Raw genomic sequence first — 12,336 nt, forward strand, 5'->3', positions numbered from 1 at the left:
CCAGCTTCGTCAGTGAGATTTGCCCTAGCGTGGTCATGGCCGCTCCTCCGTTGGTGCGCTGTCCGTTTGCTAACTCTAGCGGGCTTGACAACGATCATCTCTCATCGGGCGCCGCCGACGCTGGAGTAGAGAGGGTTGGGCCCAGGGACTGTTCCTGTTCGCCAACGGTCGGAAATGGTGTGATCGACCAGTCGATTAAGTCGACGGCACGCTGAAGTGTCGCCTCGGTCAAAGCACGGCTGGGGGAAGCGGCGAGGATTTGACCGATCCGGTCTCGGTAATCGCCTTTCCTGATGATCGGCGTCTTGGCTTCAACAAAAAGTTTGACCTCGGCGACACCCGACATAGCAGCCGCCCGACTGTCGCCATCGATCCAATCGAGAGTGCCATCGCAATCGGGAATTAGGTACCGCGCGGCCGCAGTGTGCGAGCGCCTTTTGCGCAAATTCCATTCCTCCCCGATGACGAGTTTGATGTGCTCGGAAACGAGATCAACACCGTAAGCAGCCTGAACCAGTTGAGGAACGGGCGAACCCGCAAGACGCGGATTGACTTCAATGACGACTGGACCACGCTCCGTCCACCGGAGTTCAATGTTCGCTGGCCCCCAACCAAGGCCGAGTGCTCGCAAACAGTTCAGCGAAATATCGGCGATCCGCTCATGCTCGTCATCGGTCAGCAGGGCCGGATAGATGTGCTCACGACAGACGAAATGCGGTGGCCCGTAGTCAGCGGCGGCAACCCCAATGACCTCATTTTCCATTACTTCAAGATTATACTGGGGGCCTTCTGCGAATTCTTCAACCAGCATCCTTGGCAACGACCGCCATATGTGCTTCCCGCCCAACAGATAGGTCGTATGTTCGGCCACCTCATCGGCGTTGCGGCACAATCGGACACCGCAGCTTCCTGCGCCCACGGCCGGCTTAAGAATCACCGGCAGGCCGATCTCCGCGGCAGAGCTTTGCACGTCCGCCGCATTCGCTGCCAAGCGATACGCAGGTACTGGAACGCCGGCCGCCGCAAGGAGCTGACGTTGACTGAATTTTTCGCAGCATCGTTCAATCGATGTGGGGTTCGGTCCCGGCAGATCGAAATACTGGCAGAGCTTGCCAATTGTCGCGTAGAACGCCTCCAGGGAGGACGTAATTCCAGCAACGTCATAAGTGGCCCCTAGACGGGAACATTCACGGATCAGCGCATCGAGATTGTCTGTATCGACACGGATTGCCTCGTACTTTTCTGCCGCCAGATACTCGTACCGAGCTGGATCAGCCGACAGCGTAATTGGATGAAGACCAAGACGCTGGGCCGCTTGGATGTAGAGGAGACCAGTACCCGTTGGATCGCCTTCGACCAGAATGAGTGCTCTCGTTGCCATTGGTTGTTGAGCCTACCTTTGCGTATTGTGTGGTCAGCGCCTGTCGCCACCGGTTGTTTAGCCGTGACGACCTCAGACTTGGCTGTGACAATAGCAGTGTCGATGATTTGCGGGCGCGAAGATCCTGCAAACTTATTTGAAGGTTTTGTTGCAAGTAGGANGTGACAATAGCAGTGTCGATGATTTGCGGGCGCGAAGATCCTGCAAACTTATTTGAAGGTTTTGTTGCAAGTAGCGGCAATGAAGCCGCGCGCGATCGCGTCGCGCCAGCTGCTGGCCGGTCCACGAGATCGGAACTGGCTCGAGAGGTTTTAAAAAAGGTGTTTCGGGTTTGTTTGTTGACTCAAGTGCGAGGTGACATTTTTTCAGTTTGATAGCGCTGGTGTTTGGCGCTGCAGATGTTATCTCGTGCCGCTATCGAGACGATGGTGCTCCTGACGCCTCGGCGACTAAAGCAACAACAAAGATGAGCTCTTTAGCCGGCTAGGCGATGGGTCGAGGGGTTCACAAATGCGTGGGTCCAAGAATTGCCACGCTATGCCAGGAGGCCGCTGTGACGATCGACTGTTCAAGCGCTAAGTTCGTAAAGTCTCAATGGGAGTGCCCGCCTGAGAGTGCCGGTACGGCGGCGGCTCGATCTGCCTTGGCGGGGTTTGCCGCGCGTTCTGACCTAGTGGGCGAGTTCTTGGTCGCGCCTTTTGATCGCCACAGCGCCGAACTGCGTCTCATTCTGGACGTCATGCGCTCACAGCCGCTAGCTGGCAAATGGATAGCCATTATGACACGGCCCTATAGCGAGTGGCGCGCTGCGCGGTGGTCGCTTGACATACCCTTGCGGGTGGCCGAAACCGCCCCCGCGCGTTTTCAGTCGCGCGAGGATGTTGAGCGCTGGGTTTTCAAGCAGCGTTGGCAACACCTCATCGGTGCGCTCCCAATTCAGGAGGGAGGCAATGATGTCTGATCGTCCAGCGATTCTCGCTTATGCCGATCGCGACAGCGTTAAACCTGGCGAGACGATCTCTTTCGCTGTCAGTTGCATGAAACTCGACAGCTTCGACTGCGATTTCGTGCGGCTCCTTGGCTTCGATGCCGGACCGGAGATGCCACCGTTCCAGCCGCCCGTCATGCCGGTTCGGGAGGCCAAGCGTTATCCAGGACGCGCGCAACCCATTTGCGCTGGCTCCTACATCAAGGTGGATGGATCGCAGCGGTTGGCGGATCTTGGGTCGGTAACGGTTTGTGCCTACGTCATGCCGACCCTTATAGCCGGCCAGCCACGTTGCCTGCTCAGTACTCTGACCCCCCGTGGGGGTGGGGGAGTAGCATTGCGTCTGGAGGCAGACGGCTGCCTGGCGGCAATCCTCCGAAATACAGTCGAGCCGCGGATCTACCGCCTGGATCGCCCCTTACCTCTGTGGCTCTGGAGTTTCGTTGCCCTGAGCTATGATGCCGAGCGCCGACATTTGTTGGTTGTGGTCCATCGCCTCGCTTCGGGGACGCATGACCATGTTGGCGCGAATTGGCTTGCTGTAGATGACGTAGAGCCGCCCGCGAATGGCGATGGCCGCCTTCTAATAGCGGCCGAGCGGGATGGGGGCGGATTTCCTTGCCACCATTTCAACGGCAAAATCGAGCGCCCCCGGATTCTGGCTGCGGCACTGTCGCTCGAAGAACTCAGCGATTTGGCATCACGCAACCCGACTGAATCTTTGAATTGGCCCTGTCTCGGCGATTGGAATTTGCTGGGCGACCCAGTATCAGAAATTGTTCCAGATGAATCAGGCTCTGGTCACGACGGCGTGTGCATCAATCAGCCCACCCGCGCTGTCCAGGGATCGGCTTGGGAAAGCCCAACGATGGATTGGCGCCGCGCGCCTGAGCAGTACGGCGCGGCTCACTTCCACCACGACGATATTGAAACCCCCGGCTGGCAAGAAGACCTGAGACTTGCCGTGCCGACCGACTGGCCCAGCGGCTGCTACGCCGCGCGTCTGCGCGGCGCGGATGCAGAGTTTTTTGTTCCGTTTTTTGTAAGACAGTCTGCCGACGCCACCAGCGATGTTGCTTTTCTGGCACCGACTGCAACATATGCGTGCTACGCGAACTTGACCATGCAGCGGCAAACGAACGAGTACAACCTCGGTTGCATCGCGTCCTCGTACACGCCGCTCGATCTGCTGGCTTTCGAACACCCGGGCATTGGCAAGTCGCTCTACGATCCGCACGATGATGGCAGCGAGCGCTGCATTGGCTCGCTGCGACGGCCGGTGGTGAATCTCCAGCCTGGAGGCTGGCTTTGGAACTTCCAGATTGACCTTTGTTTGCTAGGCTGGCTCGCCCGCGTGGCTCCGGATCACCAGACACTGACAGACGAAGACCTCGACCGCGAGGGCTTGGCCGCACTGGACAAATGTCGGGTACTTATTACCGGGAGTCATCCTGAATATTGGTCGCTGCCGATGTTGCAAGCCCTGGATGGCTTTCTCGCTCGAGGTGGACGGCTCATGTACCTCGGCGGGAACGGGTTTACCAGTGCAATCGATTACCATCCTCAACGAAATGGCCTGGTTGAATTCAGGCGGCGCCATTCGGGAAACGGCCGCTTTGGTGCTGGCGAAGCCCATAGCAGTTTTACCGGCCGCCTCTGCGGCATGTGGCCGGACTTAGGCAGACCCGAACAATCGCTGGTAGGCGTGGGATATCTGACAGAAGCTTTCGATCGGGGCAGTTATTATCGTCGTCTCGCCGTCAGTGACGATGCCCGAGCTCGATTCATTTTCGAGGGCATAACAGAAGATGTCATTGGCGATTTCGGCATCATCGGTGGAGCCGCCGGACTCGAGATCGATGTGGTCAATGAGGAGCTCGGTACACCACGTCACGCACTCGTGGTAGCCGCCTCCGAGCAGCACGGCAGTTCTTACGCGCGCATACTTGGCGGCCTTAACTATTTCACCAGACTGTGGAACGACGCCCCGAGGGAACCGATTCGTGCCGATATGACGTTCTTTGAGACACCGGCAGGCGGCGCGGTCTTTTCTGTCGGCTCGATAGCTTGGGGCAGTTGCCTACCCCACGCCGGCTATGTCAACAATGTCGCACGTATATCTGAGAACGTGCTACGCCGCTTTCGCGATACCACACCCTTCCGAATCCCTGAGTAATTGCGGCAGTCGGAGGTAGAGTTCTGACAGCCTAACGGTCAACCTCTCGGACCCCCCGCGGTGTGCCAGATTACGTTCAATGGCACGTCTCTGACACTACAACTCACGCAGGAAGCAGGCACCGATCCCCTATTCTGGACCACTTCGAACCGCTGCTCGACGGGGACTTTCCTGTCGACGCGATCACCGTGTTCGAACAGGAACGTCCTGACGCCGATTTCTAGCCACCTCCCGGCGACGAGCTTTCGCCAGGAGGGCATGATTAGTGCACGGAAGCTCTTGTCCGAAGGGAACACTGGCCCTTATGATCGGCCCGCGCGGCACCGGGAAAAAATACGCTACTGAGCCTCGCAAGAACGCACGCGCCAGTGACGAACGGCCATTGCTCTTGGTTGAGATCGTTGTCGTTCAGTTCATATCTCTGCCATCTGGCATTCCAAGATCTGCCGAGCTTCATTCAAGGTGCGCCGAGCTGCGGGTAGATGAAGTTAATGAAGAATCGATCGCCGCGGCGTTTCGCGAAAATGCCAACTCGTAGACGGAAGATTTGTCGCACACAGAAACGCACATTCCGTCCGGAATTGGATTCCTGCCGACGATCACCATGATGAAGCCATTCAACGCGTGGCAGGAGCGGCGCACGCAATCGGCGATGTTTCGGCGGTCGATACACGAAGGCGATGCGATATCCTCTGGGTGCGTATGCCAGCAGCCTACGAAATGCCGCCCTCGCGAAAACATGTCATTGACCTCACGCTGTTCGGCCCGCTCGTCGGGCCGATAAGAATAGCGGGTCCGTCGATCTCCGCACCTCGGGCCGGTAGCAAAGTCGATGTCGATCACCGGAAGCTGAAATCGCGCAAATAGCAGTCCACCGGCCTCCTTGTGCCAAAAGCGGGTTTGACGGTGTTGGTTGAAGTGCTCCAGAACGCTGTCACTGAACGCGAGCGATTGTCCCGATTGTCCAATGTCGAAGGGGATCACGCCGCCAGATCCTTCGCGGCCCGGCTCCATCGTCTTTCGATCATGGTTGCGCCGTCGAGCGCTTGCGGAGCGATGGCTCGCAGTTCGTCGCTCCATGCACCTCCCGCAGCTTCAACGAAGGTGCGGCGCGCGAGCCAGATGCGATGTGTAGCCGATGGAGCCTGACCGAGAAGGGCGTCGAGTGTGGTCTGCGCGACCATCGAGGTGATAAATCCCAACTCGACAGGGCCGTAGGGATCGAACGCCGCTCCACAGGCGGGCTCGTACCGCCGGGTTTCCTGTGCCCAGCGCGTGGCGACGAGGTGCGGCAATCCAGTGGCATCCAGCCCGTCGCGCAAGCGGTCTTCGACGCCGGAGACGACGATCGCGTGTCCGGCGGCGGCATGCGGCTCCGTCCAACCGTAAACGATCGGAAAGCGTCGCGTTTTTTGGACAGCCTGCCATTCGTCGAGAAGGGATTCGCTCGGCCAATCGCCAAGTGCCGAGACGATGAGGTCGACACCGGCGAGGGGACAGTCGGCGCGAAGCAGAAGGTCCTGCACGAGCGAGTTATGACACTCCACCTCGATGTGCGGAAGGTCCGAGCGGATACGCTTCGCGAGTTCGATTGTCTTGGCTGCGCCGATCGAGCCGACTCCGAGAGGGTGTCTGCCGATGTTGGCGCCCGTGAAGGTCTGCTTGTCGACGAGGATAACCTTGCCGACGCCGGCTCGGGCAAGCGACATCGCAACCGGTCCGCCGACTGATCCGCATCCGAGAACGGCGACGGTCGCCCCGCGCAGCGTGGGAATCCGCGGATCGCGGTCGCGCCCATGGACCCATGTCGGATCGACGCGTTCGACCGAGGTGCGCTCGGCGGCATTTCCCCCGAACAGTCGGGCGTGCAGCACGTTGTCGGGCACGCGCGAGGGGCGAAACCCGGCGATCAGCGGATCCGATCCACGAACGATCTTCGGTCGATTGACGACCGTGGTTGCGAGCGCCGGTCCGTTCTCGGTACTCGAGCCCAGCATCACGATCAGCTGTTGACGCATCTCGCGGGCAAGTTCGTCGAGATGGTCGGCGATGCCGGCGCGGGCGGCGATATCGTGGACGTCCTTCGCCGACGAAGGATATTCGGACGGCAGCAGGACGACGTCCATCCAGACCAGCAAGCCGCTGTTGAAGCGGAGCTCGGCTGCGGGGATTGCCGGAGCGAAATTGCGAAGCCAATCGCGCAACGTGTCGTCATTGTCGGCGATGATAGTTCTTCGTGCGCCTTCCCAGATCCTGACGATCCGCGATGGCGGCGCGGGTTCGATCAGCGACAGGATGGTCCGGGCCCGGCCGCGTCCTGCATGATGCCAATATGTGAGAAACTCGCTTCGGAAGTCGCCCTTGCGCTCGCCGCGGATCAGCGCTCCGATCAGATCAAACGTCATCTCAAGCAGTTCGGCGATTCCGGCGTACGGATCGTCGATGGGAAACGTGGCGTGATCCGGCACCAGACAGAGCACGCCGTCGCGTTCGACATGGGGCCAAGTCAAAAAGGAAGGACGGTCGACCAGCGCGATCCGCGCGGGCGCAAAAGGAAAGGCCGCGGTCACCAGAACGTCGAGCCGGCGCCGCCGATCGGAAAAGTCGCAGTCGAATCGCCAGCCGATGGGGAAGCGCCCCCCGTAGCTAGCGAGTTGTCTGGCGTCGAGCCTTAGCGGGCGCAAGCCAGCTTGCTGCCAGCATGATTCAACGACGTTGACAGCTGAGTTGAAGCGCTGAGCGAGAGGGTCGACACCCTCAGGCATTCCGGCGATCTCCCTCGATCCGGACGGCCGAATTCCGCGCCTGCGCCTCGCTGCGGACGAGACCGGCGGTCAGCAGGGCCGGTGTACTGAGCCGAGCGGCCGAACGTCGCCGCGTCTGGTCCGCAATGCCAACACCAACGCCCTTGGCAAGTTGCTCGGTGATCAGTTCCTTGTTCGACAACTGCGCCAACGCCGTGAAGTCGGCGCGGGCCTTTCGCAGCCAGTTGTGGAATTCTTTCTCCCGCTTTGGATGCTCCTTCCACTTGTCGGCGAAGTTCTCCAGCGGATCGCTGGGATTGGCGATGAGACGGCTGCCGTCCGCCGCGGTACCGATGAAGCTGTCCATCTTCGTCAGGATCACGAACAGCGCCTCAGCGATCTTCTCCTCTCCGTCGTAGGAGTGGGCGGCGAGCGTCGTCAGGATGATCGAGATCGGCTTGTCGTCGTCGCTGCGGTCGGTGTACATGATGTCGCGATGGCGCTTCAGGATCATGATTGCGTACTGCAACGGGGTGCGGATCCGGTAGTCCGGAATCGGTTCAGTGCCGGCCCTCACGCCTTTCTGAAGAAGCTCATTCTTGCGCTTTTCGTAGGCTTTGGCCATGCGTGTCAGAAACCATTTCAGATAGCCGCGTGGATTCGAACGCTGCCAATCGGCCGCGATAATCTGGTAGTGCGGGTGGCGGTTGTCGGTGATCGAAATCGCGGTCTCGGCGAGCGAAACATCGAAGCCGCGCGTTTTCAGGAGTTGGGTCAGTTCGCCGCCACTCGGAATTCCGGGCGTGACGTCCATGTGGAATTGAGCTTCGTCCGCGTACGGCTGCCTCCAGCAGCGGCGATGCTCCTCCAACGGCTTGATCATTTTCTTGCTGCGGGCGTACAGCCTCATCTCGATTTCGAGCAGGCGCTTTAGATTGGCCTGCGTGGTATCGTTTTTCGTCAGGCGGTGAAACTCGCAGACGGCATCGATGTCGTAGTGCTCGTCCGCGGTGAGCGGTGGCGTGACGGTGCCGAGACCGAACGACCCCTGGACGTGGACTTGGGGCCCGTATTTCCGAATTGTCGACTCCGGTCGGTTGAGCCAGTCACCCAGCGATTTGTAGCTCGTCTCCGCCTGTTCGTATCGATGTTCGGGAATCTCGAGTTCTTTGGCGACGTCTTCGAGAACGTCGTCAGCCTCTGGGGTGATCGTCGGGCTCAAATGCATGTTCATAAAAAACTCCTGATTAGCTGGCGTGTTCAAGTTCGTGGGCGAAAATGAAGCCGCCGAGCTTCTTGTTTTGATCGTAGATCTTGAGAGCGGGGTGCGCCTTCGGCTGCCAAGCGCGACCAGCTTCGACAGCCGCGGAAACTGGAACGGCGGGAAACACGTGCACCATCGTGTTCTCGCCATGGGCGATCTTTATGGCATCCAGCGTTGTTCTGAAAAGACGCGCGAACTCGGCCAGATCAGCCTGGCTGCGCATGATGTCATTATGAGCGCCGTCGGCCGTGATGGACCAGATCGCCGCATCGTTGCCGAGCACTGCGTGGATCCGATCGTCTACGACGGGTGCGCTGACCGCCAGCTTCAGCGCGACCTTTCCGGCCAGACCGGACGGCCGCAGGATGTTGAACTTGAGCGGCGGAGCGTTCGGGTCCCACCTCCAGCCCTTGGGGCTGCGCAGCAACTGCCGGACGTCTGCAGTTGCGATGTCGGAGATCAGACGCCCTAGCTCGATCAGGAGCGGGATCGGCGCCAATCCGAACACTGTTAGGCGACGGATTTCCTGCCGCTCCATCCGCCCACGAACTTTCTCGGCGAAGCCGGCCCGCAGGTTGCGGATCTGGATGCGCCAGAAATCCGGTTCGTGATCGGATAGATCGAGCGTCGCGAGATCGAGATCTATCCAGCCGTCGTCAAGCGGATAGCGATCCGGGATCATCGACCATTTGAGGTCGCCTTTGGCCACGGGAGATTCGTTGGTCCCGATCTTCGCAGCGTATCGAATGACATGACTGCTCATATCCTCGTCGATGGCTGTGACCGTCCGGATTCGGTCTTCGTGGCGACGCTTCATTGCCATCAAGAGATCGGCGGGATGCTCAGCAACCATCTCGCGATCGAAAACGCGGTGGTGACGGTCGCAGACGAGCATCAGGTTATCCGGCTCCTGGGCAAGTTTCGGTGATTGAATCGGATCGCCTCGCGGCCCATCCTCCGAGTCCGCAATGATGTGCCCGATATAAGCCGCGTTAGCGTTGACAGCTCCCGACACCTCGTCGCCGATCAATAGGGCATTGCATCCCGCATATTGACACCGTCCCGCAGCGCGGCCCCATACGATGTTCTTGACCTTGTCGGGTAGCGGCCGCCGGCGTCCGCGACGCGGCTCTGCTGGCACCTGATCTTTCATCTCGAGTTCTGCAACCAGACTCATGTTTTTTCGTCTCGCGGTTGATGTTGCGCTTCGTTTGTTTGCGGAAGCCTGAGCCAGCCGCGAAACCCCAGTTATTCCTCCGCTACTCGGCGCGCCGAGTAGCGAATTTACGTTGCGCTGCCTCAATACAGGGGACGTACCTTGGGTCGGCGTCGCAGGAACACAACATTCGCTTCCGGGCACACAACTTAAGGCGCCCGATCTCCAAGGCGTGCTTCCCGACGACAGGGCGCTGCCAAAACGGCGCAGCACTCATAGATCAACTGTGCCGAAAGGGGGCGGTGTGAATCCGACCCGCCAGATCAGAATTACGAGGCGATCGGCGGCTCCACTGGTTACCTCCGCGTCCCTCGCCTTCGCGCTAGGCTTGGAGTTCAGACATATCTTCCATTGATCGACCCAGGATAGATATGGCTTCGTCCAAAATGTCGTTCGAAGTTGTGAGCGGCACAAGAAAGCGGATCACGTTGTGAAAGCGTCCTGCCGAGGCCAGCAGCAGGCCGTTTCGAGCGGCTTCTTGGATGAGTCTCGCGGTGACATCTGTCGCTGGCTCGCGGCTGACGCTATCCGTAACCAATTCTATGCCAATCATTGCGCCGAGCCTCCGGATCTCGCCGATCTCTGCATGGTTGCTTCTAATTCGGAGGCGCTCGAATCCCGCTTGTAGGCGCGCACCGATTTCTTCCGCCCGAGTGAGCAATCCTTCGTTCTCAACAACGTCTAGGACTGCCAGTGCGGCTGCGCATGCCAATGGATTACCCGCGTAAGTGCCCCCAAGCCCCCCTCGGTGAACCGAGTTCATGATCTCGGCCTTGCCGATCACGGCTGCAAGTGGCAGGCCGCCCGCAAGGCTCTTGGCGGCAGCTATCAAATCCGGCTGAACGTCAAAGTTTTCTATGGCGAAAAGCCTGCCCGTCCGTCCGAAACCCGACTGGACCTCATCAGCGACCAAAACTATGGCGTGAGTGTCGCAGATCTGTCTAAGGGCTTTAAGGAATTCAGAGGACGCCGGCAGGAATCCACCTTCGCCCTGCACCGGCTCAATGATAATTGCGGCTACTTCTGAGGCATTGAGTTCTGTTTCAAACAGAGCATGGAGGGCTGACAGGGCGTCTTGCGTGCTGATTCCGCGATAAGCGTACGGGAACGGAACACGATAAATGTCTCCTGGAAATGGACCAAAACCCATCTTGTAAGGGTTTACTTGAGCTGTCATTCCTAGCGTCAGGAGCGTTCGGCCATGAAAGCTTCCGCTAAACACAATAATTCCCCGGCGGCCCGTGTGGTAACGAGCGATCTTAACTGCGTTCTCGACTGCTTCCGCGCCTGTTGTAACGAGCAGGGTCTTGGCTGGAGCCATCGGTGCAAGAGCATTTAGTCGCTCGGCCAAGGCAACATAGCCTTCATATGGGGCAGTTCCAAAAAAGGTGTGAGTGAAGCGATTCAACTGATCGCGAACCGCTGCTACGATTGCAGGATGCGAATGACCAACAGCGAGGGCACCCATTCCACCCACGAGGTCGATGTAACGTCGTCCGTCAACGTCCCAAAGCTCTGCGTTAAGAGCTCTATCAGCAAATATTGGGAACGCGCACGCTACACCACTGGGAACCGCCGCTCTGCGCCTGCTCTCAAGTTCACGGTTTGTGACGCTCATATTTTGTTCCTTTGCCAACAGGCAAATTACTTGGCTGCGGGCCTTTTAGTCGCCAGCTTTTTGGACTCGCCGATTAGCAGCGCACGATCAAAGGGTTAAGGACGACTAGCACGTATCTAAACCTTGCGGAGAGGCAAAAATATAGCTTGCCGATTGAGTTTAATTCGAGTGGCTCCTCGAGGTGGATCGGTAGATTGCGTAATACGTGAACGGCCGTCGGATGCGCTCGCGCATGTGCAGGGAGGTGCCTGACCGGGTGGAAATGGCCAGTGGTGCTCGCAAATTTGCCGCGCTCCGAAAAGCTTGCCCCGTCACTATGCTGATCCCGCTGGACGACACGCCAAGGCAAGGGGACCAGTAGACGAAAGGCAAAGGCACAGAGGTGAGGGAAGTGGCTGGCGCAGATCCGGATGTAATTTCGCCAGGGACGTTTGCGCCGCTCAAGAATCGAACCTTTTCGTTTCATCTGGCTCGCCACGCAGGTCTCAAGTCTTGGTTGGCTGATGCCGACTGTTGCCATGAGCTGCCTAATGGCGACGATCTCGACATCCGATCTGATGGTCGCGCTGGTGCAGGGCCTCATCGACACTACCTGCGTTTATTCTATCTGTCTTCGTCGGGGCTATCGCCGACCATTTCAGCCGTCGCAGGGTCATGTTCGCCGGCTGGTGCATTTAGGGCGGTAGCGTCTGCGATGCTGACCGCTGTTGTGGCGCGGGGCATTGTCGACCCATGGATGATCATCGGCTTCAGCTTCTTGATCGCATGCGGCGGCGCTCTCAATGGTCCCGCTTGGCAGGCATCGGTTGGCGACATTATGGACCGACGCGAGTCCTGCTGCCGTTATCCCGAACGGCTTGGCTATCGCTCGGGCTGTTACGGCCGTACCCTTGTGACGCGGGTCGGCAAGCTCGAGCTGCGGGTTCCGCAGGACCGGGCCGGGCGCTTC

The 12,336-nt window shown here is 59.1% G+C and carries 7 protein-coding genes and 2 pseudogenes; 3 read left to right on the plus strand and 6 right to left on the minus strand.

Annotated features, from left to right (window positions below; translation table 11 throughout):
• Window positions 1-94: 94 nt before the first annotated feature.
• On the minus strand, window positions 95-1,381 hold the full coding sequence (locus X771_RS136520) for an acetyl-CoA carboxylase biotin carboxylase subunit family protein (RefSeq protein ID WP_023690527.1): 1,287 nt from the start codon (window positions 1,379-1,381) through the stop codon (window positions 95-97).
• A 950-nt stretch (window positions 1,382-2,331) separates the two neighbouring features.
• Here X771_RS136520 and X771_RS1000000166090 point away from each other — a divergent pair.
• Window positions 2,332-4,545: a N,N-dimethylformamidase beta subunit family domain-containing protein gene (locus X771_RS1000000166090; protein ID WP_023690529.1), complete on the plus strand. Its 2,214-nt coding sequence runs from the start codon at window positions 2,332-2,334 to the stop codon at window positions 4,543-4,545.
• Between the two features lie 453 nt (window positions 4,546-4,998).
• Here X771_RS1000000166090 and X771_RS1000000167660 read toward each other — a convergent pair whose 3' ends face one another.
• The 5 genes from X771_RS1000000167660 to gabT form a co-directional block, all read right to left on the minus strand.
• Complete coding sequence (locus X771_RS1000000167660; RefSeq protein WP_084566859.1) at window positions 4,999-5,529, minus strand: Mov34/MPN/PAD-1 family protein; 531 nt, start codon at window positions 5,527-5,529, stop codon at window positions 4,999-5,001.
• Window positions 5,526-7,310: a ThiF family adenylyltransferase gene (locus X771_RS136515; RefSeq protein ID WP_031203371.1), complete on the minus strand. Its 1,785-nt coding sequence runs from the start codon at window positions 7,308-7,310 to the stop codon at window positions 5,526-5,528. Before X771_RS136515 ends, X771_RS1000000167660 begins: the two co-directional genes overlap by 4 nt.
• Window positions 7,303-8,523 carry a nucleotidyltransferase gene (locus X771_RS136510; protein ID WP_023690532.1) on the minus strand — a complete coding sequence of 407 codons (1,221 nt, stop codon included), beginning with the start codon at window positions 8,521-8,523 and terminating at the stop codon, window positions 7,303-7,305. Before X771_RS136510 ends, X771_RS136515 begins: the two co-directional genes overlap by 8 nt.
• Before the next feature lie 13 nt (window positions 8,524-8,536).
• On the minus strand, window positions 8,537-9,730 hold the full coding sequence (locus tag X771_RS136505; RefSeq protein WP_084566858.1) for an SAVED domain-containing protein: 1,194 nt from the start codon (window positions 9,728-9,730) through the stop codon (window positions 8,537-8,539).
• A gap of 361 nt (window positions 9,731-10,091) precedes the next feature.
• The gene (gabT, locus tag X771_RS0135440; protein ID WP_031203373.1) at window positions 10,092-11,387 is read right to left on the minus strand and encodes a 4-aminobutyrate--2-oxoglutarate transaminase; all 1,296 of its coding nucleotides are present in this window, start codon (window positions 11,385-11,387) and stop codon (window positions 10,092-10,094) included.
• Window positions 11,388-11,802: 415 nt separating this feature from the next.
• Here gabT and X771_RS1000000169570 point away from each other — a divergent pair.
• Together X771_RS1000000169570 and X771_RS1000000168500 are read left to right on the plus strand one after the other, a co-directional pair.
• Window positions 11,803-12,219 (plus strand): annotated as a pseudogene (locus tag X771_RS1000000169570) (MFS transporter); the annotation flags it as partial.
• A 9-nt stretch (window positions 12,220-12,228) separates the two neighbouring features.
• Window positions 12,229-12,336 (plus strand): annotated as a pseudogene (locus tag X771_RS1000000168500) (transposase); the annotation flags it as partial.

Origin of the sequence: Mesorhizobium sp. LSJC269B00 (genome assembly GCF_000502815.1) — a bacterium.
GTDB lineage: Bacteria > Pseudomonadota > Alphaproteobacteria > Rhizobiales > Rhizobiaceae > Mesorhizobium.

Bases quoted from the DNA above. Each gene is read 5' to 3' on its own strand.
- X771_RS136520 (WP_023690527.1), bottom strand. From the start codon at position 1,381: ATGGCAACGAGAGCACTCATTCTGGTCGAAGGCGATCCAACGGGTACT.
- X771_RS1000000166090 (WP_023690529.1), top strand. From the start codon at position 2,332: ATGATGTCTGATCGTCCAGCGATTCTCGCTTATGCCGATCGCGACAGC.
- X771_RS136515 (WP_031203371.1), bottom strand. From the start codon at position 7,310: ATGCCTGAGGGTGTCGACCCTCTCGCTCAGCGCTTCAACTCAGCTGTC.
- X771_RS136510 (WP_023690532.1), bottom strand. From the start codon at position 8,523: ATGAACATGCATTTGAGCCCGACGATCACCCCAGAGGCTGACGACGTT.
- X771_RS136505 (WP_084566858.1), bottom strand. From the start codon at position 9,730: ATGAGTCTGGTTGCAGAACTCGAGATGAAAGATCAGGTGCCAGCAGAG.
- gabT (WP_031203373.1), bottom strand. From the start codon at position 11,387: ATGAGCGTCACAAACCGTGAACTTGAGAGCAGGCGCAGAGCGGCGGTT.